The organism is Nostoc sp., from assembly GCF_036918245.1.
Classification (GTDB): Bacteria; Cyanobacteriota; Cyanobacteriia; order Cyanobacteriales; family Nostocaceae; genus Nostoc.
In genome coordinates, this window is record NZ_JBALEF010000071.1 from 103,641 (window position 1) to 128,447 (window position 24,807).

The window sequence follows — 24,807 nt, forward strand, 5'->3', positions numbered from 1 at the left end:
TTTAGTTCAAGGCAGGGAGAGGTTTATCGATCTCACGTTAAATTAGGAATATGCGACTACTTTGTTGCTCAATTGAGGAATAAAATATTTTTTATCACTTTGCGTCTTGGCGCGAAACTTGCATACCCGTTAATCAGCAAGGCTGAATTTTTACTATTCCTGTAAAACAGTCTTTGATACAATCCTAGTTTTCTTGAGGTCTGCTTCGGAAAGTTCTTCTCCAGCTTGCAAGCGAGTGGCAGAAGTTTGCAACACTGTCGCTGCCCCTTTATCTCCAATTTGTAAGGCGGTTTTAGCAGCCGTTTGCAACATCGTTGCTGCACCAGTGCGATCGCCTTGTTGCAATTTCGCCTCAGCTAACTGGGTTTGGCGATACTTCGCTAATGCTAAAATTGACTGTTGCACCTGGGGATTAGAATCTGGTTGATACGCCCGCACCACATCTGCATACACTGGCACCAGAGGCGAAAGTAAACCTTGTTCATTAACTAACGGGTCATCGTAACGGATTTGTAGATGAGCGATCGCTTGTTTACCTTCTGGCAATTGTCCCAGATAAATGTTTGCCAAAACTACCCGTTCTACATCCTGCATCAAATCTCCCAAACGCACAGCAAAGCTACCATCAGCATCGGGTTCTACTGGTAACTCAATTGTGTCTGGGGCAACTTGGGCAATAGGTTTAAGTTCTGCTAATCGCACATTGGGCACTAGAGATAACAGCAAGTAGGCATTAGTTAGCCCAATCGATTTAATCCGCCCAAACAGCCGACTAAACTGCTCCACAGCTTGTTCAGGATGTTCAATATGGGCTAGAGTGCCACCACCGACATCGGCAATGTTTTCTAGCAAATCCTGATTCCAGCTATTACCAAATCCAAAAGTATTGATAGTCAGGTTCAGCTTGGCAGCCTTTTGCGCCAGTTTAAGACAGCGCTTGTTGTCATCTCGCCCAATATCCCATTTCCAAATCCGCAAACCGCTTTCACCATGTCCATCCGTCAGCAGAAACGCCTGGGAAACAGCGCCTCTTGTACCCTTCATCAGTTCTGTAATTCCCAATTCCAAACCATCAGCGATCGCAGTACCACCGCTAGCGCTGAGTTTGCTTTTTATTTGAGATTTGATGCTTTCGGGGTCTTCAATCGCTTGGTTAGGGATAATGACTTCCGCAGAACCAGAAAAAGCCACAACCGAGATGCGATCGCCTACTTTCAACCTGTCTATTAATCCTTCCACCGCCTGGATCACCGTTTTAATTGGTTGTCCATGCATGGAACCACTTCTATCCAAAATCAAGCAGAGATTCAGGGGGAGATTTTGGTCAAGCTCACCAGCGATTGCAAAAATCGTCATTGCTAGTTGACGTTGGCTACTTGTTTGAGCCAGATCAACATTATTGTCATTTAACGCCGAGAGCAATTTAACTTTCATCTAAACCTGAGTTTACTGGGGAGGGGTATCTTGCAAAACTGTTTTAGAGACAATTCTGGTTTTCTTGCGATCGCTTTCGGATAAATCTCCACCAGATTGTAGCTGGGTGGCAGAAGTTTGCAACACCGTCGCCGCCCCAGTATCTCCCATTTGCAAGGCAGTTTTCGCAGCCGTTTGTAACATCGTCGCCGCACCAGTGCGATCGCCCTGTTGCAATTTCGTTTCCGCTAGCTGGGTTTGGCGATACTTAGCTAATGCTAAAATAGAATGCTGCACCTGGGGATTCGGGTCTGCTTGATAATTTTTGACTACATGGGCATAAACTGGGATACTTGGTGTAACTAAACCTACTTTGTTGGCGGCAGGGTCATCGTAGCGGACTTGCAGATTAGCGATCGCTTGTTCACCTGTTGGCAATTGTCCCAAATAAATATTAGCTAAGATTACCCGTTCTGCATCTTTCATTAAATCTCCCAACCGCACAGCGAAACGTCCATCAACTTCTTGTTGCAGTGGTAACTCAATTGTGTCTGGAGAAACTTGGGCGACGGGTTTGAGTTCTGCTAGCCGGACATTGGGCATTAGGGAAAATAAGAGATAAGCATTAGTCAATCCCACAGTTTGAATGCGGCTGAACAGGCGATTAAACTCTTCCACTGCCTGTTCGGGTTTTTGAATATAAGATAAAGTACCTAAGCCAGCATCGGCAATTTTTTCTAAAACATCTTGGTTCCAGTTGTCACCAAATCCCAAAGTATTTAAAGTCAAATTATAGCTAGCAGCCAATTGGGCAAATTTCAAACAGCGATTGTTATCACCGTGTTCATTTTCCCCATCAGTTAACAAAAAGGCTTGGGAAACAGTATCTTTTTTCCCCTTTGCTAACTCCTCAATCCCCAAACGCAGTCCTTCATCAATCGCAGTTCCCCCATCGGCAGCTAGGCGATTAATTTGCTGTTTGATCTTCTCTGGATTTTCGATACTTTGACTGGGTACTAAGACTTTGGCACGGTGATCGAAAACTACCACACTGAGGCGATCGCCCGGATTGAGTCTATCTACCAGACGAATTGCTGCTTTTTTCACCGTTTCTAGCGATCGCCCGTTCATCGAACCACTATGATCGAGAATTAAGCATAAATTCAAGGGTACATGGCGGTCTTGAGTCTCTGCGATCGCCGAAATCGAAATTCCCAACTGACGTTGACTGTTCAGTTGATTTGCGTCCAAATTACCATCATTCAAGGCAGGCTGCAAATTAACCTTCATAACTCAGAGTCCCTATTCAGGATATACATACATACTAAAAAATAACTTCAAAGCACCACTTTAGCTCTACGGAAAACCTATCCAATACAAATACACTAATATAATCAGAATATCTTAGAAGCCAAGCATTGGCAGATGCGAAGCCGCCTTTAGCATTAGGGAGAAATCCGCACCTTAAGGAAGACTGGCATCGCGCTAGGATGTATTACAGTTAACGGCATAGTTTCAGGCGATCAGTTGCTATGGACATTTCCCCAATTAAGGCTGTTCAAGCCCCATATTACGGCGATAACTTTTACCGGACACCACCGCCAGATTTACCTTCCCTCTTATTGAAGGAGCGAATTGTCTACATTGGGATGCCACTGGTACCTGCTGTCACGGAATTAATCGTAGCCGAATTGCTGTTTTTGCAATCCGACGACCCCGAAAAACCGATAAAAATCTATATCAACTCCACCGGCACTTCCGGTTACAGTGGCGAACCGATTGGCTTTGAAACCGAAGCCTTCGCCATTTATGACACCATGAAATATATCAAGCCTCCGATCCACACCATCTGCGTCGGTTCCGCGATGGGTATGTCAGCGATGCTCCTCAGTGCTGGTACAAAAGGTTGCCGCGCTAGTTTGCCTCACTCCTCGATTATCCTGCATCAGCCTAAGAGCTACGCCCAAGGTCAAGCAACGGATATTCAAATTCGCGCTAGGGAAGTTTTGGTAAATAAAGGGGCGTTAGTTGATATCTTGCATCAAACCACTGGACAGACCCCAGAAAAAATTATTAAAGACATGGATCGGCTGTTATATCTGACACCCTACGAAGCAAAGGAATACGGGCTGATTGACCGAGTTTTTGAGAAAGAAGAACTCGCAAATCCCCCACTCCCTGCCAGTGTCCTTTAATTTGTCTTTTGTCATTCGTCTTTTATCTTTTGTTAATAACCAAAAATTATTAATGACCAATGACCAATGACTAATGACCAATGACTAATGAGTAATGACTAATTAAAAACGGAGTAAATTATGCCTATAGGCGTTCCTAAAGTTCCTTACCGGATGCCCGGTGGACAATATACAGATTGGATTAGCATCTACGATCGCCTTTACCGGGAACGGATTATATTCTTGGGGCGAGATATTGATGATGAAATTGCCAATCAAATTATCGCGGTAATGCTGTATCTGGACTCAGATGATCCAGGTAAAGATATTTATTTATACATCAATTCCCCCGGTGGGATGGTTACATCTGGCATGGCTATTTTTGACACCATGCAACATATCAAATCAGATGTAGTGACTATTTGCGTGGGTTTAGCTGCTTCAATGGGGTCTTTCCTGCTGGCAGCTGGCACCAAAGGCAAACGCATAGCATTGCCTCACTCACGGATTATGATTCACCAGCCTTCAGGTGGTACCCGTGGACAAGCAACCGATATCGAAATTGAAGCTAGAGAGATTCTGCGGATTCGTCACCAGCTCAATGGGATTTATGCTGATAAAACAGGTCAGACCATAGAAAAAATTGAAAAAGATATGGATCGTGACTTTTTCATGTCTGCTGAAGAGGCAAAACAATACGGTTTAATTGACCGCGTGATTGAAGACCGAACCTCCGTAGTAACTGGGGAGTAGGAAGGCAGGGGGCAGGGAGCAGGGGAGCAGGGGAGCAGCACTTCGGCTACGCTCAGTGACCGAGGAGAAGTTGCAGTAAGTTTACCCCTCTGCCCCTGTGCACCCCTGCCTCTTGTACCCAATGCCCTTCCCTGAACAAACTGTCAACATTGAACTTTAAAATAGAAAATTAGCCTTTATCATTAATAGTCCGGGCTTGAAGCTGATATTGACAGATAATAGCCAATAGCTAAATATTCGATAGCTGATAGCTCAAGATGGATCTTGGAGATTGCTACCGTTTGCTAGGTTTAAGATCGGGAGCTTCTTTTGCTGACATCAAAGCGTCTTACCGACGACTGGCGCAGCAATATCATCCCGATATCAACCCAGATGACAACAAAGCCAAAGATAAGTTTATTGCCTTGACAGAGGCTTACAAACTCCTGCTGACGGTAGTACTACCAGAGGAAATTGGCGCACATTCAAGTCAGGTGTCAACGTCTGGATGTGACGACGCCAAGGCAACGCAACGGCAAAAAACACCAGTAACAACGGTGACAAGCCAAGAATCAGGGAAACCAAAGCCGCCGAATCTGTTGGAAATAGAAGAACGGCTGAAGTGGAAGACTTATGAGCAATTGCAGCGATTTTTGCAAGAAAGACGATTTCCGCAAGCGATCGCCCTGGCGGAAGCTTTAGCAGAACGTTTGTCAACAGATGCAGAAGTTCGTCAATGGCTAGCGATCGCCTATCAAATTTGGGGACGGGCGCTAATTTCCGAAAAACAACTACTCAAAGCCAGAATTTATCTCAAAAAAGCCTTGAAAACAGACCCACATAATAAAAGTCTTTGGTATGAAGTCCAGCGTGATTTCCAGCGCTTGGAGCAAATTTTTTAAAGATTCAAAATTAGCCTTTTCAAGACGGATAAAATTTTTGGACAAGAATTCTTCTTATTTTTGTGTTACCTGCGACTAATGCAGTTAAATAAATTCCCAAAAAAATGCTGATTCACCTTGAAAGGACTGGTTCTGAGTATAAAACTTTTACCAAAAACCTTGATTTTAGGATTCTGTTAGAAAATAAACGCTTCAATTATCGCTTTATTTACAGTTGAAAAATAAGCTCTTATTTTTCTTTTTCCAGAGTGATTAAAGAGGGTTAATTACTTGAGATTTTTGTTACATATTTGGAAATTTTTCTGCCTATTTACTATAAACAATTAATCTAGTAAGTAAATATAAAATTGAATTTGGAAATCACTCATGGGGATCAGAACAATCACCAGGGTTGTCAGCCTATTCATCTCCACATCGCTAGCATTTGCGACCGCCGCTCAGGCTGCGCCGTTCAACAGTCCGGGCTATCCAAACTACCCTTATGAAGGTCGCTACCCGGAGTCCACGCCCTGCCGTTACAACCTCCAGCAGAGTAAGAAGGCAACCTGGGCTGGAAGCAACATAACGCTGAAGTACTTCTACAGCGGCCAATGCGGTTCATTCGCGCGAATCGACAACGCACCGCCCTACTGCAAGGTCTACCTCGATCGCACTCGGAGCAGTAACCCCAACCCCAGCAGCTGGGACTATGTTGGCGAGACCGTCGATCCGGGCATTAACTTTGCCTACACGAAGGTCGGCAGTAACCTCAGTGGCCGCCTCTCCCGCGCTGCTTTAGTCTGCGGCACTGGAACCGTCGTGACCCGCACTAACTGGTACTGAGCGTGACTTTTCACCGGATGTGGAAAGGAGAGAGCGGTTTGTGAATTGCTACAGTTCGGAAGTTGGAAAGTCTGACCGGAGGTTTCCTTTGATCGGACTTTCTACAAAATCTAAAATTGGTACGATCATCGCTGCCATCCGCGCAGCACTGCTCCCAAGGTAGCGATTCCCTCGACAATCTTCTTAGTTGGTTGAAAGCTAAAAGCTAACCTGATGGCATCATCTCCCTGTCCATTAGCGTAGCAGCGAGTTCCTGGCAGAAAGCTGATGCCCTGTTCATTGGCAGCAGTTAGGAGTGCTTTGGCGCTGATGTCTGGCGGCAATTTACACCAAACGAAAAAGCCACCACCTGGTCGCAAAGCAACTACATCACTAGGAAACTCTTGAGCGATCGCTTCTAACAACAAATTACACTTATGCTTGTACCAGGCGATTAGCTCCTGAATATGATAATCTAGTTTGCCTGTAGCACAGTAGCGGCCAACCACATGGCTGACAAATGGCCCCACAGGTCCTTCACTTTTGAACATTGCCAACCGCTCAATAATTGCTGGATCGCCACAAGCCCAGCCTAATCTGATACCAGGCGCAATGATTTTCGAGAAAGTATTCACGTATAACACCCACCCTTCCTTATCAAGGCTTGCCAACGATGGCACAGCTTCGCCTTGGAAGCGCAAATCGCTGTAAGCATCGTCTTCCACGACCAACACGCCATACTCAGCCGCTAACGCTACCAGTTTTTCGCGGCGAGATAACGGCATAGTAGCGCCTGTAGGATTATGAAAAGTGGGAATCGTGTAAATAAACCGGGGTCGAATGCCCTGTTTCTTCAAGTCGCTCAAAGTTTCTTCTAACGCATCCACATCCATTCCCAATTCGTCTACAGGAATGGTAATTAGGCGTGCGCCAGCCTGGACAAATCTATTAACTACTTCCAAAAAGGTTGGCCCTTCCACAATTACGACATCACCAGGTTCAACAAACACATCTGGTAGCAAACGCAAAATCTGACCGGAACCGTAGCCAACGATCAGGCGATCGCGATCAGCAGGGATTCCTTGAGCTTGCAAGCGGAGGATTATTTGTTCATAAAGTTGGGCTGAAGGGGGCCCGTAATTGAGAGCGATCGGAGCTTCTTCTGCCAGTACAGCAGCACTTGCAGCAGACAAGTCAGCATGGGGAAAGAGAATTGGGTCAGCGAGACCATAGGCAAAGCTGACGGTGATGATTTTGGTTAACTCTGTACCATAGGTTGGTGGTGCTAGCTTTCTAGCTCGTTCGGCGAACAAATCAGCAATTTGGTAAGCAGAAGTGGTAGAAGCCATAAGCAATTCAAAATTGGGAGTCAGAATATAGAACACACACAAAGGCAATTAGCGAAAAGTCATACGTATGTATTCTTTCTTATAACATCATGACAAGTATCGTAAATATTGAATTACTAGAACAAAATTACTATGGTGAAATTAATTAACTTCAAGTGGCAGCAGCTAATTCTAAGCTTAAGCTGCCTACTACTGATTATTGCCTGTCAGAGTTTATATCCCGCTACTAACCCAGACGCTAAACCTCTCAAGGTGGCCACAGACCCCACCTTTGTCCCTTTTGAATTTCAAACAGCTGACAGTAAGTTAGAAGGTTTTGATATTGATTTGATGAATGCGTTGGCGTCACCCGCCGCAGGCATCGCTAAAGTAGCAGGTTTTGCAGTCCAGTTTGAAAGTCTGCCCTTTGATGGCATGATCTCGACCTTACAAGCTAAAAGAGTTGATGCAGCAATTAGTGGAATCACAATTACCGCAGAACGCCTGAAAACAATTGCTTTTTCACGACCTTATTTTAAAGCCGGACTTGCGATTACTGTCCGCGAAGACAATCAAAATATTAAAGACTTCAATAGTCTCAAAGGCAAAAAAATTGCTGTCCAAATTGGTTCCACTGGGGCAGATTTTGCCAAAACCATCTCCAACGCCAAAATTAGTACTTTTAATTCTGGGCCAGAATTTTTCCAAGACTTACTCAATGGCAATGTTGATGCTGTGGTTAGTGATGCTTTCGCAACTTTGTATGCGATTAAAAATGGCAAACTCAAAGGCATCAGAGTTGTTGCTGATTTGCTCACTGAAGAATACTACGGGATTGCTATGCCCAAGAATTCCCCCCATTTGGATGCAATTAACAAAGGTATAGCGACTTTGTTATCCAATGGCAATTACAAGCAAATTTATCAAAAATGGTTTGACACTGAACCTCCACAATTGCCAAACTCTTGACAATTGGGCATTGGGCATTGGGGAAACCCTTCTCCCCTGCTTCTTCCTCATCCCCATCATCTTCTCCATTAGATATCTTGCAAAATTCCCTAACACCCCACACGCCAGATGCTCCACTTGGGGAAACCCCAGACGCTCGCAGACTCGCTAACGCTGCGCTATCGCCCTTGGCGTCTCCCCTTGGGAGAAGACCGCACTGGCTCCCCTTAATCCCCTCCCCGATGCTTTGGGGAGGGGAGACAAAGCGTAGCTTTGGCAGGATGGGGTTGTTATTTGTGCAAGAGGTCTATGCCCCATGCCCCATTCCCCATTCGCCATTCACCATTTATAAGGAATTACCTGCCAATATATGAAATATTTATCTAATATGCGTCACAATTAATACTGCCACCAAAATTCATTGATAAACTACAATCTACTGTAGTCAGGGACAGCCAATTGTGGCACCTTGGATCTTAATGGCTAGAAGCACCTTGGAACGAACGGGAATAAAGGAATTTCCACTATGCTGATTTGCCCTCAGTGTAAATTTGAAAACCCCAATAGCAATAAATTCTGTCAAAACTGTGGCACGTCCCTGACTCACAAGGTCTGTCCTGAATGCAGTACCGATGATGTACCAGTGAATGCACTACGTTGTCATAACTGTGACACAGAATGTGGAACAGTGTTTTGGGCAATTATTGCTAAAGAAACGACTGGGGAAGCTTTGAGAGTAGAAGGGGATGTAGGAGATGTTGGAGGTGAGGGAGATGAGCAAGCAATACCCTCCTCATCTCCTACATCACCTAGTTCTGAAATTACATTAGGTTCCTATTTAGACTCCCAAGAGCGCTATCAATTGTTAGATACGCCACTTGCCCAGACGGAAACTGCCATTATTACTGATGTGGGTGTGAGAGTTCTAGACTGTCAGCCGTATCAAATATCACCCATTGAGGCAATACTAGCAAGTCAGGAATCAGATTTGCTAACGCCATCAGTAGAAGCGAGTGAGATTCCTCGCCTTGCTAAACTTTATATTGCTTTACAATCCCAAGGTGAGCGGGGGATACCGCCGATTCATGATGCATGGCAGCAAGGTGATATACAGGTATTAATAATCGAAAACCGCTCGGATTGGCAGCATTTACTCGACCTGTGGCAAGAAGAAACAACCAGTTCGTTAAAAATTTTACACTGGTGTTATGAAATGACCCAACTTTGGGCAGTATTGGAACCAGTAAATTGTCGTCAAAGCCTTTTAGATTTGTCGAATTTGCGATTGGATGAAGACCAAACGTTGGCGCTACAAAGGTTGTATGTGGAATCATCGAATTCTCAGCCCGCCACGGAGTCGCCAGAAGATGCCCAAGCCCAAACATCTGCCATTCCAGAGGAGCCGTTAACTATCCAAGCTTTGGGACGGGTTTGGCAAGCACTATTTAGACAGTCGCAACGGACTCAATTTGGCTCTGTAGTCCAGATGTTGGGGGATTTAGAGTTAGGTAAGATTCAGACGATCGCCCAATTGCGATCGCGTTTGGAGGAAATTTCTGTTGAACTGGAAGCACTAGGAAGCGCAACTTTGCCCCCAATAAAGGAGAAAAATACTGCTGTGTCCATCATCCCGCAATTAGATGAGTTAGAAGATATCATTAGCAAAACTGATGATATGCCAACTGTTGTGCTGGCGATGCAGTTAAGTAGCTTAGAAGATGCAGGGCGCACAGATGTAGGGCGTCAACGTCATCATAACGAAGACAACTTTGGTATTGAAACCAAAATTCAGAAACTGGAGTTCCCCAAAAGTCGAGTCTTAGAAGGGCATGGTTTGTATATTCTTTGTGATGGTATGGGTGGACACGCTGGCGGCGAGATAGCCAGCGAGTTAGCAGTCAACACCCTACGGCAATACTTTCAAGAACACTGGATTGCCAACCAGCTGCCAACAGAAGATAGCATTCGGGAGGCAGTGTATTTAGCTAATGAGGCGATTTACAAGCTCAATCAACAAGATGCCCGTTCTGGAGTTGGGCGTATGGGTACAACTTTAGTAATGCTTTTAATTCAAGATACTCAAGCAGCAGTTGCTCATGTGGGAGATAGCCGTCTCTATCGCCTGACGCGTAAGCAGGGACTGGAACAAGTCACAGTAGATCACGAAGTTGGGCAACGGGAAATTAACCGAGGAGTGGAAGCAAGCATAGCTTACGCCCGTCCAGATGCCTACCAACTTACCCAAGCCTTGGGACCTCGTGATGAAAACTCGATTAATCCCGACGTAGGCTTTTTCGACATCAATGAAGATACTCTTCTGCTGTTGGCATCGGACGGTCTATCAGATAATGATTTACTAGAAACCCATTGGCAGACTCACTTAGAACCCTTACTTAGTTCTGGCGTTAACTTAGAACGGGGCGTTACAGATTTAATTGATTTGGCAAATCAACACAACGGTCACGACAATATTACTGGTATACTTGTTCGGGCAAAAGTACGCCCAAATCTGGAAAGTTAATCATAACTGGGCATAGGGCATCCCTTCGGCTTAGCTCAGGGCAAGTGGGCATGGGGAATAAGAAGAAAGAACAATCACCAATTCCCAATGGGAGCAATGCGAATTAGCTCAAAGCTGTATAAATCAAGGGTTAAAGCCTAATTTACGTATAAGTTTAATGCCCAATGCCCAATCCCCAATGCCCAATGCCCCATTCCCTAATCCATTTACCTTGTAGGTTGTATTGTGGTTAGTCTGACCCTGTTAGAACCGCAACAGAAAACTCCCCTTCAGCAGTGGTGCTTTGAGAACTCCTCCATAATTCGGATTGGTCGAGCGGCAGATAATCACGTTGTTTTAACTGATAGTTTAGTTTCGCGGCATCATCTAGAACTGAGAAAAGTCGGTGACGCTAGCAATGGCGATGCTTGGCAGCTGATTAGTCAGGGTACAAATGGGACTTTTCTCAACGGTATCCTTGTACTTCAGAGTCCGTTACCAGATAATTCCCTTTTGCAATTGGCACAGGGAGGTCCAATACTGCAATTCCAAATTCAGGAGGTAACAGTACTGGAAACTGGTTTGCGATCGCCACAAATGCAAGGGACAGAAGAAAACGCCGCCGAGACACTTTACTCAGCCAAAAATCTGGCAAATTCATTCTCCACTTGCACGCACGAAGGCAACTCCCCAAACAATTTGTTTTGCATCCACTGCGGTCAACCTCTCTCAGTCCAGCAGAGAATTCGCCATTATCAGGTGTTGCAAACTCTCGGACAAGGAGGTATGGGTACTACCTATCTCGCTTGGGATGAGGCTGGTGTGATTGCGGGTATGCCACAACTGCTGGTGTTGAAGCAAATGAATGCTGATATGCTGAAAATTGTCAAAGCTCAAGAGTTATTTGAGCGGGAGGCGCACACTCTCAAATCCCTTAACCATCCTGGAATTCCCAAGTATTATGACTTCTTTGTAGAAGGCGGAAAAAAATACTTGGCAATGGAACTAATCCACGGACAAGATTTAGAAAAACGTGTCTATACCACTGGCCCAGTGACACCAAACCAAGCGATCGCTTGGATGATCCAAACCTGCGATATTTTAGACTATCTTCATAGCCAAGAGCCTCCACTGATTCACCGCGATATTAAACCTGCCAATTTAATGGTGCGAAGTTCAGTAAATCGCATCGTGGTGCTAGATTTTGGCGCAGTTAAGGAAATTGGCACAGCGCCCGGTACTCGAATTGGTGCAGAAGGTTACTGCGCTCCTGAACAAGAACGAGGACAACCTTTAACTCAATCTGATTTGTATGCAATTGGGCCAACGTTGATTTTTTTGCTCACAGGCGAAAACCCTTTCAAGTATTACCGCCAACGAGGGCGAAACTTCAGGTTTGATGTGGCAAAAGTTCCCACCATTAGTTCCCAATTAAGAAATGTGATTGATCGCGTTACAGAACCATTGCCACGCGATCGCTATCAAAATGCAAAGGAATTGGCTGCGGCTTTAGGTGCTTGCAAAGTTTAGAGAGTCGGGAGTATGTAAAGACGCGATTAATCGCGTCTAGGGAGTGGTGAATATTAAAAATTCCTATCCCTTATCCCCTATTCCCTACTCCTCATCCCAAGTTTCTACAGCTAGCAATTCACTAACTGGGTCTTGCATACTAAAGCCAAAGTCAAGGAGTTCCTGTTTCCAGTGCTGCCATTCATTACCATAGAGCAGAGCGATTTTCCAGATGCTATCGCTTGGCTTGATAATATTCGATTCTATGAGTGATTGCACGTTGCGCTGCAATTTCACCATTGGGTGAATCACTTGCTGAGTCATAACCTCGATTGAATTCTGATTTTGTGGGTAAATGCTTAATTAAAACTGCTTCCCATTCTGCAATTGTTGCCGGCCCGTAGAGTGGTGTAATTTGGTAAAGCTAGTCTTAACTTTCTAACTATACCATAACAAACTCTACTAAGTTACTGGTAAATTCGGTTTTGTACGGTAATTACCACCAGAAAATCCCAATTTTACCAAGCATTCCTTAAACTTTTTGCAGAAGCCAGACAAAAGTTTTGGGAGAAGGAGTAAGGGATGTTTATGTTTCCCCTTTTTCCTTTAACCTTTGCCCCTTTTGTTTTTCCTCTTTACCTCTATCTTTTTTCCGCAAGAGTGCAACACTACCTTCCGTAAGATATCTATTGTGGACTTCGAGCAGAATAATTAGTCCTCAGGGAAGTTCCACTAAGTAGTGTGACTGAGGACTACTGGGAAAATTCTATTTGTTTAAATTAGGAAAAATATGCTTGCTTGTTGAAGAAGCTATAGGATACGAGCTAGTTTGAAAGTTTTTGACTGACAGGGAAATTTGCAATTGAGTAGGAATGTGTACTCTTTCTGTTGATTTAAATGTTATTTACGATATCGCAAACATCTGGCTTTAGGCAAAATAATTGCAAATCTTTATATACTTTTTATGTTTTGCTCAGAGAATAAGGCTTGTTAGGGCACAGAGTAGGGTTTTGCTTTGAGGTATAGGAGCGATCGCATGGCAAAATTGTTGGTACAGCATGGGTTTAACATAAAGTTCCCCCGTCTTCAGAGTCAGCATTTGAAGTTTGTGTAAAAAATTTTTAGCGAGGATGTTAGTTTCTGTTGAGCAGATGGGTATCCTCAGAACGGAGGCTTGCTGATACCTAAGTATTTACCGCAGCAAGTATGTGAAGCATGGCTGGTTCAGACGAAGAATACCTAGTTACTCGCAAAAAGCAGATTCAGCGGCGACAAAAGATTGTCACGATAGTGTCGATGTTCTCGTTTTTTGGTTCTACGGTATTTGCAGTTATTCCAGCAATCCAACAGGCTACTCAACCTAAGCCAGCAACTGCGTCTGCTTCTCCTGAGTCAGGATTACAGCAACAGGCGCGGGGCTACGAGTTGGTTTTACAACGGGAACCAGAAAACCAACTTGCTTTAGAAAAACTGTCTTTGGTGCGGTTGCAATTGAAGGATGCTAAAGGTGCGATGGAACTTTTGGAGAAGCTGGTGAAGTTACACCCCGATCGGCAAGATTACAAAGTTGTATTAGAGCAGATTAAAAAGCAAGAGGGAAATAGCGATCGCGTTAAGTAAATAAATAAGCTTATTTCCTTAATTGCTAAGGTAAGAATTAAGTAATAAAACGATTATCTATTGAATCGATATTAAAAAACTATTCAAAATGTGAGGTTAACAGATATGGAAACACCTGTTGAGAAGTATGGGATACCAAGTGTCAGTACCTTTGAGTATACAAAAATAATAGGTTTAGAAAATATAGAATTCGGTAGGAATATCATAATTGATGATTTTGTATTTATATATGCTAAAAAACGAATCAAGATAGGTAACAACGTGCATATTGCATCATTCACTTCAATAACAGGAGGTGAGTGTTTTACAATGGAGGATTTTTCAGGTTTATCTTCTGGTGTAAGAATTTTTACTGGATCAGAAGATTTTCAAGAATGTGGTTTTGGTAATCCTACAATTGACGAAAAGTATAGAAACACAAAAAGAGCGCCCATACATATAGGAAAATTTTGTGTCATCGGTGCAAATAGCGTCATTTTGCCAGGCGTTACTGTTGGCGAAGGGGCTACAGTCGGAGCAGGCTCAGTTGTCACAAAAAACCTAGATCCTTGGGGAATATATGTTGGTAATCGCAAAATAGGCGATCGAAATAAATCAGGAGTTATTGAAAACTACAACAAATTTTTATTAGAAAATATAATTTCTACAAATTAACTCAATATATTATCAATATGGTTTTGATAAAAAAACACCTTAGTGATTTAGCCATTTTTGATGGCAGACCAACATTCACTGAAAAATTACACGTTGGTCGTCCTAATATTGGAAACCGCGAACACTTACTTAATCGCATCAATGACATCTTAGATAGAAGATGGCTAACAAACAACGGCCTTTATGTACAAGAATTTGAGCAACGTATTGCTGAATTTGTCGGAGTAAAGCATTGTATTGCTAGCTGTAACGCTACAGTAGCATTAGAAATAGCTATCCGCGCTGCGGGTTTAAAAGGCGAAGTTATTGTCCCTTCTTTTACCTTTATTGCAACTGCACACGCTCTACAATGGCAAGAAATTACCCCTGTATTTTGTGATATCGACCCTGAAACCCACAACATAAATCCAAAGCAAATAGAGCAATTAATAACTCCACGTACTACAGGTATTATTGGCGTTCATTTGTGGGGCCGTCCTTGTAATGTGGAGGCTTTAAGTAAAATTGCTCATACCCACAACTTAAAATTAATGTTTGATGCAGCTCATGCTTTCGGTTGTTCACATCAAGGACGTATGATTGGTAGCTTTGGAGATGCCGAAGTTTTTAGTTTTCATGCTACTAAATTTTTGAACACATTTGAGGGCGGAGCAATTGTGACTAATAATGATGAATTAGCCGCAAAAATTCGCCTCATGACTAACTTTGGTTTTGCCGGTCTTGATAACGTTATCTATATTGGTACAAATGGGAAAATGCACGAGACATCAGCGGCAATGGGGTTGACAGGACTTGAAAGCTTAGAAGATTTTGTTGCTATCAATTATCGTAATTACCAACAATATGAACAAGAATTGCAGAGGATTCCTGGACTAAAGCTTATTACTTATGACAAAACACAAAAATGTAATTATCAGTATATTATTTTAGAAATTGATGAAAAGGATTTTGGTATAAGCCGAGATTATTTAGTTGAAATATTACAGTCTGAAAATGTTATTGCTCGCAGGTACTTCTATCCAGGTTGCCATAATATGGAACCTTATCGTTCTTATTTTCCTCATAATAAGCTATTGCTACCTGAAACTGAAAAACTTGTAAAACGAGTACTCTGCCTACCAACAGGCACGGCATTAAAACCAGAAGATATTAGCAAAATTTGTCAAATTATCAAGTTAGTCGTCGCAAATAGTTGCGAGCTTTCCAAAGTCCAATTTTATTCACATATCTAAAATTTATCATCTTAGAGGTAAAAGGATGAAAGTAAGTATTTTAATGATTACCTATAATCATGAAATTTATATTGCCCAGGCAATCGAAAGTATTTTAATGCAGCAAACTAATTTTGAATACGAAGTTGTTATAGGGGAAGATTGTTCTACAGATAATACACGCCAAATTATTATTGATTATCAAAAGAATTATCCCGAAAAAATTCGGTTGTTATTGCCTGATAAAAATATTGGTATGCACAAAAACTTTATCAATACGTTGCAAGCTTGCCAAGGTCAGTATATCGCACTTTTAGAAGGTGATGATTACTGGACTTCTAGTGAAAAACTACAAAAACAAGTAGATTTTTTAGATAAAAACCTAGACTTTTCTATATGTTTTCACAATGTATTAGTCTTTTGGCAAGATAATAGTTACTCACCTGCAATTTTTTTACACAATCAGCCAAAAACATCTACTATAGAAAATTTGTTAATAAACAATTTTATTTCCACTCCTTCAGTCATGTATCGTGCTGGTTTAGTACAAAAGTTTCCCGATTGGTTTTATGAACAAAGTATGGGAGATTGGACTTTCCATATTTTAAATGCACAGCATGGAAAAATCGGATATATTGATGAAGTGATGTCAGCATATAGGGTTCATGCAAAAGGAGTATGGTCTGGTAAAAGCCGAGAATACCAAATAAAAGAAACTATTAGAATGCTTGATACTATAAAATATGATTTTAATTCTCAATATCAAGCAATTATAAATACATCAATAAAATTCTACTCTCAACAACTAGCTAATGTCTTAAAGGATGAAGACTTAATTAATTCTTCATCCGTTGATTTGAAAGAATATTTGCAGTTAAGAAATACCAACTTAATTATTGTTCCAGATTGGAATCAGTCGGATGAATTATTATATAAAAATTTAGCTAATCTTATTAAAGGATTAAATAGTCATATTAATAAGCATGAAATAACTTTACTGATATGTACTAATAATATCAGCGAAGAAAATGCAAGCTTGTATATATCCACTATCGTTATGAATCTTTATATGGAGGAAGAAATAGAAATAAGTGAGGAAGTACAAATTTCTTTTACCGGAAATCTAAGTCAAATTAAATGGCGAAATATCCTACCTCTTCTTACAGGAAAAATAATTTTCAGTGGAGAAGACGAACAAGCAATTTATTCATCTGGATTAGAAAGAATTCCGGCTCTTAATTGGGAAGAATTTAGTGCTAAACATTTAATTTTATCTACTTTTGATAAACCTTATAAATTGAATATCGGGTGCGGACATATTAAATTTGATAATTGGATAAATATAGATATAGATAAAGATAAAAAAGCTGTTGATTTAGTTTGTAACGCGGCACAAAAACTTCCTTTTGATGATGATTCCTGTGCATTGATATATAATGAGCATTTTTTAGAGCATTTGACAGTTGAAGAAGCTATATTTTTTCTGCGTGAGTGTTATCGGGTTTTACAGCCAGGGGGAATATTACGTATAGCTATGCCTTCTTTAGAGTATGTTGTGCAGAAATACAATTCTGAAGAGTGGCAAAATCAAGAATGGTTGAATTGGCCAGAATTCAAGTTTATTAAAACTCGTGCTGAAATGCTAAATATTTCTTTTCGTTGGTGGGGTCATCAGTGGCTTTACGATAGAGAAGAGTTAAATCGTAGACTTTTTGAAACAGGTTATACCAATATCAAAGATGTTGCATGGGGATTGAGTGAGATACCTGAACTAAGGAATCGTGAAACTAGAGCAGATTCATTGCTTATATATGAAGCTCAATTAGCAGATAAGAATGAATTAAATAAATCACAGCAACAAACTATTTACAAGAAAAATAATTTATTACAAGGAGAGCCATTAGTTAGTATTTGTATTCCTACTTACAATGGAAAGGACTTTATAGCAGAAGCAATCAACAGTGTTTTATCTCAAACATATAGAAATATAGAAATTATTGTTTCAGATGATAATTCAAATGACCAGACTCTAGAAATAGTCAATAGTTTAAAAAATATATCTGAGATATTATTTTTTGTTATTAAGCATGAAAGATATGGATTAGCTAATAATTGGAATTATTGTATTTCTCAAGCTAAAGGAAAATATGTAAAATTTTTATTTCAAGATGATTTATTAGAACCAAATGCTATTGAAGAAATGGTTTATTTGGCTGAACAAGATGAAGAGATAGGTTTAGTTTTTTCGCCAAGAAAACTTTTTACTAATACTCACGATTCCGTCTATGATTCAAATTTTTTAATGCATCATGAAGCTAAGGATATACACAAAGCTTGGTCAAGACTGAAGCTGATTCAATCAGGACAACAACTTTTGCAAGACTCAAATATACTTGATAGCCCAATTAATAAAGTTGGAGAGCCTAGTACAGTCTTAATTAGAAAAGATGTTTTTGAAAAAGTAGGATTATTTAATTCTGAGTTTTGTCAACTTGTAGATTTAGAAATGTGGCTTAGAATTATGAGTCAATACAAAATCGGTTTTGTTGACAAAGTTTTATCTCACTTTAGGATACATCTACAACAACAAACTCGTCGAAATGCTGCTTTAAAGGATGCTATTTTATTAGATTACCAAAAACTATTTCAGAGAATTTATAGTGATAAACGATATCCTGAAGCAACGAGACAACAAGCTCTTTATAGATATGCAGCTTTGAGTGAAGAAAATGCACAATTGCAGGAGTTGCGAAAACAAATAGCAGAAGAATGTCTGAATGCTTCAGATAAGCAGATAACAGATATGTATCTGGGTCTGCTAGGTAAAACACATAAAATGTTAGTGAATAGTAGCATCAAATATGAAAGTCTGACTGATGAAGAACAGATTTTTACTAATGATATTGTTACAAGTATATCTCAAGGTTTTGATCGGTCAAAAGCAATTCAGAGTTTACTAGCAGCTATGCTGTATTGCCGTGCTGACCAGTTACCATTACAGTATGACCTCTCTCACATACCCCGTTGGTTAGTTCAGGACTATTTACAATTCCTATTTTCTTCCCCAGTTCACTTTCAAGAACCGTGTGAGGCAGATAATTACTATTACTATATGCAGGAATCTATTAATTATTTACACACATCAATATTACAAAATTCTGATTCTCAGTTATGGGATAAAACCGTTAGTAATTTTGCGTCTATTTCTAATTTTATTCCCCTATATTTTAATGAGCATAATCTGAAAGACATCTATGTTAAACGTGCAGAAATTATAGAATTTTTACTAAAAATTAAGGGTTATGAGGTAGATTACGAGTTTGTTGATAGACCTATAACCAGAAAAAAAATTCGCTTGGGTGTCCTAGCTGCACATTTTCTACCTGGTTCTGAAACATTTGCTTACCTGCCTGTTTATGAGTATATCAGTAGAGATTTTGAAGTAATTTTGTATTCTCTTAATCAAGCTGGTCATCAATTAGAGCAATATTGCCAAAGCTGTGCAAACTCCTTTAAACTACTACCGCAAAATTTAGCAGAACAGGTAAATATTATTCGTGCTGATGATCTCGATATATTATTTATTGCTACCAATGTGACGGCAGTAACCAATCAAATCTGCTTCTTATCAATACATCGGTTAGCTAGAATACAAGTCACAAGTGGCGGATCTGTTGTAACAACAGGAATGCGGCATATAGATTATTACATTTCTGGTACACTAACCGATTCATCAGCAACGGCAGAACAGCAATATCAAGAAAAGTTGGTGAAACTTGAAGGAACTGCTCATTGCTTTAGTTATGGTAATGAAGAAGAAAATGTAACTGTCAAAGTTGAGCGAGAAAGTTTGGGTATATCTGAAGAAACAGTTATTTTTATCTCTGGTGCTAACTTCTTTAAAATCATCCCTGAACTAATTGATGCTTGGGCAAAAATAATTTCTAGAGTTCCTAACTCTGTTTTAGTGCTTCTGCCATTTGGCCCGAATTGGTCAAACAGTTATCCTAAAAAAGCTTTTGTGAATCACTTAAATAAAGTATTTTCAAAGTATGGAATATCAGCAGAACAACTGATAGTCTTAGATCCTCAGCCAGTACCAAATCGCGAAGAAGTTAAAGAATACTTCAAAATTGCCGATGTTTATCTAGATTCTTTTCCATTTGCGGGAACAACTTCTTTGATAGAACCATTACAGGTTAATTTACCAGTAATTGCTAGACGGGGAACTAGCTTTCGCTCTGCAATGGGGGCTGCAATAGTGCAAGCATTAGATATACCTGATTTAGTTGCAGATAGTGAAGAGTCTTATATAGAGTTAGCGATCGCACTCGGAACCGATCCTGAATTACGCCAACAAAAGAGCACCCAAATCAAGGAAAAAATGCAAGCTAATCCTAGTTTTCTAGATAGCCGCGCTTACTCAGCTAAAATAGGCAGCCTCTTCCAACAACTATTTAGTAAATATCTTGCAGATACCCTGAGTCAAAATTTCCGCTTAGGAGATATCAACTTAATCATTTTCCCAGACTGGTTACAGCCAGAAGACCTACTGTATCAAGATTTAGCGAGTGTCATTTCTACTCTCACTACTCACCCAGATAAAAGCCACATAACTCTCCTAATTAATACTCACAATATTTCTGAAGAAGAAGCCGATATGCTTTTATCGTCTTTGACCATGAATTTGCTCATGGAAGATGATGTAGATATAACTGAGGGGCCAGAAATTTCTTTGCTAGGTAAGTTAAGTGATGCACAATGGAAAACTCTTTTGCCTAGAATTGATACTCGAATTGCTTTAACAACAGATAATCAATCTGCGATCGCACAAGCGAAAGCAGAATATCTCCCCTTTTGCGATGTAGATAGCTTGAGCGCATCTAAATTAGAGATGACACCTCTCTAACCCACTGCATATTCTGTAAACTTCCTCATGAAAGGAGACTGAAACCCTAACACAATGTCCTCTTTAGGAACTCCCATAGTAACTAAATTTGCTGCAATATCATCTTCTGTACCATTCCACTGAAGCCAAATTTTTTCACCCTTAATATCAATATGGATGATGCAACTATGTACCCAATCTTGACCTTCCCAGCCTACATGGACTACCTGGTAATGGTCACGTTCTATATCAAAAATATTCTCAACGTCTATATTACCATCAGAGGGTTTTTGCTCACTATACTCCTGTAATATCTGCTGTACTATCTGGCGATAGTGGGCTAGTTTATCCATTTGAAAATAACCTCTTGCTCTACATCATAAATAATCATTTTGACTTGATTCTCTTCAATCATGGCTTGGGGGAAATCAAGTTGAAAAATGTTTTATAAGTTGTCAAAGGTACTGCTAAATACAAAACACGCTCTGGCTGTCGTCGCCTTAATGCGCCTCTATAGTTGATAAACTGTTCCAATGCTGTATGAAATTCTGAGATTGCAGATGATTTCTCCAAAAAACTTTTAACTTCAACAGCAATTTTTTCTCCTTCTCGTTCTGCACCAATGAGTTTTTCAGCAGCTAAATCAATAGAGACATTCACACCACCCACGCTAATTGAGAGGGGGTCATGAGTAATCTGCCAACCATCCTTCTGCAAAGCTTTTTTGACAACTTCATGAAAGACATTTTTAGCAGACATATTTATCCACAATTGTATTTCTTATTTTTATATTACCTCTTAAGCCCGCCATGCAACATAGGCAAGCACCTCATAGATATAGGCTTCCTTAAAGTTACAATAATCTGTGGTTTATTTACCTAGAAATTGCTGTAAGAGGTTATTTTGAGCGCTCAAGCGCTCACTACGAGCTTATTTTCCCTGAATATAGCTCTGCCACATCTGCTCGTAAGCCTTTTCCATCTCACGGGTAAACTGTTTGCCATTCCACAGTGGTGCTGTTTGTCGCGATGCTTTCAGTTTCAGAGCAACTTGCTGGCGTAAAGCCTCATCTTTCCCCAAGCGCACACCCCATTCTATATACTCTTCATCTGTCCAGGCAATACCTTCTGTGATACCCGCATTCATCATCATGGTGTAGCTGTTACGCGCTGCAAATTGTTCACCAACTCTTGTCACTAAAGGGATACCCATCCACAATGTTTCTAAAGTTGTTGTCGCTCCATTGTAGGGAAATGTATCTAATACAATATCAGCAATGCCTAAATTAGCACGATGAACTGACTCTAAATAAACTTGTGGTAAAAATCGTAACCGAGAACAATCTACACCTTCTTCTTCGGCAATTTGGTAAAAGAAGCGTTTAATTGTATCCTCCTCAGCAGGCCCCTTAATCAAAAAATAGCTATTAGGTACTTGTTTAATAATTTGCATTTGCCATTTTGTGGTTTCTGGATGACGTTTATATCCTCTTTGGGCACTGAGATATACAACGGCATCCATAGGAATATCCAAGTCATCGCGGCGGAGAGTTGGTACACCCACTTCAAAGCCATCTACTGCTATGTAAGTTTGGGGTAATCGCCAAATTTTTTCTGTATAGTAATCTTGTGCATTATCTGGCAGTACATAAGGATCTGCGATAAAGTAATCAATTGCAGGTATGCCTGATGCATCCCACCCCAGCCAAGTAACTTGAATTGGGGCTGGCTTGAGTGCCATCACTTCACTGGTAATATCTAAAGTGATGCTATCAAGGTCAATTAAAATATCAATTTCATCTTGATATATCTGGTCAGCAATTTCTAGACCATCTATGCCTAATTTATGAGCATTGCCTGCTTTTTCTACATACCAATCCCGGAGAAAATCATCTACTAATTTATAGTTCACAAAATAGGTATGAATATCAAATTTATCTCGATCATGATGTTCAAATAACCAGCGAGCTAGCCAACCAACAGAATGATTTCTTAAAGCATAAGATATATAACCAACTTTTATTTTCTTCGTAGAATAATATAAGTTTTTTCTATTGATATTTTTGTGACAATAGATTTTTCCTTCTGATTGGGCAAAAGCTTTAATATAAAAGTCAAAAATTTCAGCTACCTGATTATGAACAGCTCGAAATTCAGCAGGAGCATCTTTAATATGAGGTATTGCAAAGGCTGGCGTAAGTAACCGTAATATTCTTCCTTCTTCTAAAGGAATTGGTTGAGCTTTAATAAACTGTTTATATACAGTTTCTAATTCTTGGCAAGTTGTACATATCTCTTGCCAATATCCCCCTGCTGACATTAGACCCCTTAACAACAGATGGAGCGCAAAAATTTTATCAGCTAAACCTTCTGATAGGGAATAACATAACCTAGCTGTTTCTATCCCTTGAGAATAATTACGAGCATCTTGATAAAAAGTTGCTAAATGCCGCAAAATTTCTACATTATCTGGTTCTAATTGTAAATGCAATTTTAGCACAGATGCTGCTAGTAAAGGCTGCCGCAAAGTATGACCAAGTTGAATAGCAGCAGGGAGCAGTATACAGAAGCATTGATGAGTATCAGAGAAATAAGGAAGACTAGCTTCTATTAAATTTAAATTAATTGGATGTAAGGGAACAGTACTTAAAAAATCTTTTAAAACTTGGATTAATAATTCGGAATTAACTTCTATATTTTCTTTTGCATTTAAGCTTTCAATTAATCCCCATTCATTTAAATCATTAATTTCTTCAAATTTTTCTAATTTGATAGAAAGAAGAAGAATTTGAAGCAAATTATTGATATCACTAGGATTAATTTCTCGTATATGCTGACGAATTAACCAAGCTACAGAATATTTTCCCAGTCTTGCACGTCTTTCAGCTTCTATTTGCAAAACTTGAAATAGTTCATCTGTCCACATTTGTAACTGTTCTTCATCTGCCTCTGTCATTGGCAGCATCCAAGTCATTTGAGCTTCTGCTTCTTGCCCTTGTAATAGGAATAGTAACCCTAAATGCCAATAATAAGAAATAGCATTTGGTTCTATGGCTATTGCTTGTTCATATAACTGTGCTGCTTGTGAATATTTTTCTTGAATGAAGTATTGTTCCGCTTGGTTTTGCCAATTATATATATCAGTAATCATTGTAATTCTCTGAGAAAATTTTATGAGAAATATACTTATGAACAACTCACATAACAGAAATAAAGTGGATAGAAGCATCTACCCACTTTGGAAAACATCTAGTTGAGAGAAAATTTATATACCGTCTGTCATTGGTTAATTACTTAGCTAAAGATACGAAGTCGGTGCCAGCGTTGGGACAAACAGGTGCTCCAGCGGTGTAGGCAACTGTAGCGGTATCTGCATTTTTACCACCGTTAACCATAGCATTTTTACCTTCACACAAAATAGCCACGGTAGTAGCTTCACTGGTAGCAGCTTGGTTTGTCACCTCTACAATACCAATATAGCTTTTGAGAGGTGCAGTGGTAACTCTTACTTTTGCTTGGTTGCTTACTACACTAGTACTGCCTGACAGCAAGACAGCCGAGTATTCGTAATTTACGGTTTGTGTTGCAATACCAAGACCTAAAGCACCAATTGAATCTGTAAATGTAGTATTTTCTAAGTAATAAGCTTGCTGCGCGCGGTTCATGGAACCTGTATAAGTTTTAGCTTCTGACTGCTTGGCTTTGTTAGCTTGGTTCAAGAAAGAAGGCAGAGCGATCGCAGACAAAATACCGATAATGATAATTACTACTAGTAATTCAATAAGTGTAAAACCCTCATCTCCTTTCTTTTTGGCGAGGATGTGTTGGAGAAACTTGGCTTTTAATTCGGTTTTCATAAGTGTTTACCCTGGGGTAGGAAGTGCTTGGGTGTTCTAGATGTAACTTACCCAACTGCGATCGCTTTCCTATCACCTCCAGAAAAAAAGTTTGGGGAGATGTCGCTTTTAGATTTAATCTCAACCATTAGGTCTGGAACTAACTCTACAAAGTTGCGCTTGGTTTTCTTCAGTCGTTCAGCTTTAACAAAAGACACGTCAGGCGATCGCAGGTTTCTTTTTTCGAGTTGTCCTCTTTTATATTCATTCGTTTGCGATCGCTTACCACCTG

General features: G+C 40.4%; 19 protein-coding genes and 2 pseudogenes. 12 read left to right on the forward strand and 9 right to left on the reverse strand.

Annotated features, from left to right (window positions below; translation table 11 throughout):
* Nucleotides 1-153: 153 nt before the first annotated feature.
* The gene (locus V7L12_RS20300; RefSeq protein WP_335086948.1) at nt 154-1,434 is read right to left on the reverse strand and encodes a vWA domain-containing protein; all 1,281 of its coding nucleotides are present in this window, start codon (nt 1,432-1,434) and stop codon (nt 154-156) included.
* Between the two features lie 12 nt (nt 1,435-1,446).
* Nucleotides 1,447-2,703, reverse strand: a complete 1,257-nt coding sequence (locus tag V7L12_RS20305; RefSeq protein WP_335086950.1) for a vWA domain-containing protein — start codon at nt 2,701-2,703, stop codon at nt 1,447-1,449.
* A gap of 242 nt (nt 2,704-2,945) precedes the next feature.
* On the opposite strand from V7L12_RS20305, the gene V7L12_RS20310 reads away from it, so the two are divergent.
* From V7L12_RS20310 to V7L12_RS20325, 4 genes are all read left to right on the forward strand, one after another.
* A complete protein-coding gene (locus V7L12_RS20310) occupies nt 2,946-3,608 on the forward strand; it encodes an ATP-dependent Clp protease proteolytic subunit (protein WP_104905354.1) in 663 nt (220 codons plus the stop codon).
* A gap of 120 nt (nt 3,609-3,728) precedes the next feature.
* Entirely contained in the window at nt 3,729-4,340 is a 612-nt protein-coding gene (locus tag V7L12_RS20315) for an ATP-dependent Clp protease proteolytic subunit (protein ID WP_104905353.1), read from the forward strand.
* Between the two features lie 257 nt (nt 4,341-4,597).
* On the forward strand, nt 4,598-5,221 hold the full coding sequence (locus V7L12_RS20320; protein WP_335086952.1) for a J domain-containing protein: 624 nt from the start codon (nt 4,598-4,600) through the stop codon (nt 5,219-5,221).
* Nucleotides 5,222-5,587: 366 nt separating this feature from the next.
* Nucleotides 5,588-6,043: a hypothetical protein gene (locus V7L12_RS20325; protein WP_334822499.1), complete on the forward strand. Its 456-nt coding sequence runs from the start codon at nt 5,588-5,590 to the stop codon at nt 6,041-6,043.
* 125 nt (nt 6,044-6,168) lie between these two features.
* Here the strand turns inward: V7L12_RS20325 and V7L12_RS20330 are convergent, their stop codons facing one another.
* Nucleotides 6,169-7,371, reverse strand: coding sequence for an aminotransferase-like domain-containing protein (locus V7L12_RS20330; protein WP_335086954.1), 1,203 nt, complete (start codon nt 7,369-7,371; stop codon nt 6,169-6,171).
* Nucleotides 7,372-7,503: 132 nt separating this feature from the next.
* Here V7L12_RS20330 and V7L12_RS20335 point away from each other — a divergent pair, with 132 nt between their 5' ends.
* The 4 genes from V7L12_RS20335 to V7L12_RS20350 all read left to right on the forward strand — a co-directional run bounded on the left by V7L12_RS20335 (nt 7,504) and on the right by V7L12_RS20350 (nt 12,328).
* Entirely contained in the window at nt 7,504-8,319 is an 816-nt protein-coding gene (locus V7L12_RS20335; RefSeq protein WP_335086956.1) for a basic amino acid ABC transporter substrate-binding protein, read from the forward strand.
* Nucleotides 8,316-8,672, forward strand: a complete 357-nt coding sequence (locus V7L12_RS20340) for a hypothetical protein (RefSeq protein WP_335086958.1) — start codon at nt 8,316-8,318, stop codon at nt 8,670-8,672. The genes V7L12_RS20335 and V7L12_RS20340 overlap by 4 nt, the downstream gene beginning before the upstream one ends.
* Nucleotides 8,673-8,824: 152 nt before the next feature.
* A complete protein-coding gene (locus tag V7L12_RS20345; protein WP_335086960.1) occupies nt 8,825-10,819 on the forward strand; it encodes a serine/threonine phosphatase in 1,995 nt (664 codons plus the stop codon).
* Between the two features lie 225 nt (nt 10,820-11,044).
* Nucleotides 11,045-12,328, forward strand: a complete 1,284-nt coding sequence (locus V7L12_RS20350) for a protein kinase domain-containing protein (RefSeq protein WP_335086962.1) — start codon at nt 11,045-11,047, stop codon at nt 12,326-12,328.
* A gap of 84 nt (nt 12,329-12,412) precedes the next feature.
* Here V7L12_RS20350 and V7L12_RS20355 read toward each other — a convergent pair whose 3' ends face one another.
* On the reverse strand, nt 12,413-12,631 hold the full coding sequence (locus V7L12_RS20355) for a DUF4327 family protein (protein ID WP_012407469.1): 219 nt from the start codon (nt 12,629-12,631) through the stop codon (nt 12,413-12,415).
* A gap of 891 nt (nt 12,632-13,522) precedes the next feature.
* On the opposite strand from V7L12_RS20355, the gene V7L12_RS20360 reads away from it, so the two are divergent.
* From V7L12_RS20360 to V7L12_RS20375, 4 genes are all read left to right on the forward strand, one after another.
* Entirely contained in the window at nt 13,523-13,927 is a 405-nt protein-coding gene (locus V7L12_RS20360) for a tetratricopeptide repeat protein (RefSeq protein ID WP_335086964.1), read from the forward strand.
* 105 nt (nt 13,928-14,032) lie between these two features.
* On the forward strand, nt 14,033-14,581 hold the full coding sequence (locus V7L12_RS20365; protein WP_335086966.1) for an acyltransferase: 549 nt from the start codon (nt 14,033-14,035) through the stop codon (nt 14,579-14,581).
* Nucleotides 14,582-14,598: 17 nt separating this feature from the next.
* Nucleotides 14,599-15,813, forward strand: coding sequence for an aminotransferase class I/II-fold pyridoxal phosphate-dependent enzyme (locus V7L12_RS20370; protein WP_335086969.1), 1,215 nt, complete (start codon nt 14,599-14,601; stop codon nt 15,811-15,813).
* A 25-nt stretch (nt 15,814-15,838) separates the two neighbouring features.
* On the forward strand, nt 15,839-20,701 hold the full coding sequence (locus V7L12_RS20375; protein WP_335086971.1) for a glycosyltransferase: 4,863 nt from the start codon (nt 15,839-15,841) through the stop codon (nt 20,699-20,701).
* Here the strand turns inward: V7L12_RS20375 and V7L12_RS20380 are convergent.
* From V7L12_RS20380 to V7L12_RS20400, 5 genes and pseudogenes are all read right to left on the reverse strand, one after another.
* Complete coding sequence (locus tag V7L12_RS20380) at nt 20,698-21,033, reverse strand: XisI protein (RefSeq protein WP_334958981.1); 336 nt, start codon at nt 21,031-21,033, stop codon at nt 20,698-20,700. The two genes, V7L12_RS20375 and V7L12_RS20380, sit on opposite strands and share 4 nt — an antisense overlap.
* Nucleotides 21,021-21,439: pseudogene (locus tag V7L12_RS20385) on the reverse strand (XisH family protein). Before V7L12_RS20385 ends, V7L12_RS20380 begins: the two are co-directional and overlap by 13 nt.
* Before the next feature lie 171 nt (nt 21,440-21,610).
* Nucleotides 21,611-23,830: an O-linked N-acetylglucosamine transferase, SPINDLY family protein gene (locus V7L12_RS20390; protein WP_335086974.1), complete on the reverse strand. Its 2,220-nt coding sequence runs from the start codon at nt 23,828-23,830 to the stop codon at nt 21,611-21,613.
* Nucleotides 23,831-23,969: 139 nt separating this feature from the next.
* Entirely contained in the window at nt 23,970-24,536 is a 567-nt protein-coding gene (locus V7L12_RS20395) for a type IV pilin-like G/H family protein (protein WP_335086976.1), read from the reverse strand.
* Between the two features lie 101 nt (nt 24,537-24,637).
* A pseudogene (locus V7L12_RS20400) lies at nt 24,638-24,763 on the reverse strand (Uma2 family endonuclease); the annotation flags it as partial.
* Between the last annotated feature and the right edge of the window lie 44 nt (nt 24,764-24,807).

Coding starts and splice junctions, on each gene's coding strand:
- V7L12_RS20300 (WP_335086948.1), bottom strand. CDS start 1,434: ATGAAAGTTAAATTGCTCTCGGCGTTAAATGACAATAATGTTGATCTG.
- V7L12_RS20305 (WP_335086950.1), bottom strand. CDS start 2,703: ATGAAGGTTAATTTGCAGCCTGCCTTGAATGATGGTAATTTGGACGCA.
- V7L12_RS20310 (WP_104905354.1), top strand. CDS start 2,946: ATGGACATTTCCCCAATTAAGGCTGTTCAAGCCCCATATTACGGCGAT.
- V7L12_RS20315 (WP_104905353.1), top strand. CDS start 3,729: ATGCCTATAGGCGTTCCTAAAGTTCCTTACCGGATGCCCGGTGGACAA.
- V7L12_RS20320 (WP_335086952.1), top strand. CDS start 4,598: ATGGATCTTGGAGATTGCTACCGTTTGCTAGGTTTAAGATCGGGAGCT.
- V7L12_RS20325 (WP_334822499.1), top strand. CDS start 5,588: ATGGGGATCAGAACAATCACCAGGGTTGTCAGCCTATTCATCTCCACA.
- V7L12_RS20330 (WP_335086954.1), bottom strand. CDS start 7,371: ATGGCTTCTACCACTTCTGCTTACCAAATTGCTGATTTGTTCGCCGAA.
- V7L12_RS20335 (WP_335086956.1), top strand. CDS start 7,504: ATGGTGAAATTAATTAACTTCAAGTGGCAGCAGCTAATTCTAAGCTTA.
- V7L12_RS20345 (WP_335086960.1), top strand. CDS start 8,825: ATGCTGATTTGCCCTCAGTGTAAATTTGAAAACCCCAATAGCAATAAA.
- V7L12_RS20355 (WP_012407469.1), bottom strand. CDS start 12,631: ATGACTCAGCAAGTGATTCACCCAATGGTGAAATTGCAGCGCAACGTG.
- V7L12_RS20360 (WP_335086964.1), top strand. CDS start 13,523: ATGGCTGGTTCAGACGAAGAATACCTAGTTACTCGCAAAAAGCAGATT.
- V7L12_RS20365 (WP_335086966.1), top strand. CDS start 14,033: ATGGAAACACCTGTTGAGAAGTATGGGATACCAAGTGTCAGTACCTTT.
- V7L12_RS20370 (WP_335086969.1), top strand. CDS start 14,599: ATGGTTTTGATAAAAAAACACCTTAGTGATTTAGCCATTTTTGATGGC.
- V7L12_RS20375 (WP_335086971.1), top strand. CDS start 15,839: ATGAAAGTAAGTATTTTAATGATTACCTATAATCATGAAATTTATATT.
- V7L12_RS20380 (WP_334958981.1), bottom strand. CDS start 21,033: ATGGATAAACTAGCCCACTATCGCCAGATAGTACAGCAGATATTACAG.
- V7L12_RS20390 (WP_335086974.1), bottom strand. CDS start 23,830: ATGATTACTGATATATATAATTGGCAAAACCAAGCGGAACAATACTTC.
- V7L12_RS20395 (WP_335086976.1), bottom strand. CDS start 24,536: ATGAAAACCGAATTAAAAGCCAAGTTTCTCCAACACATCCTCGCCAAA.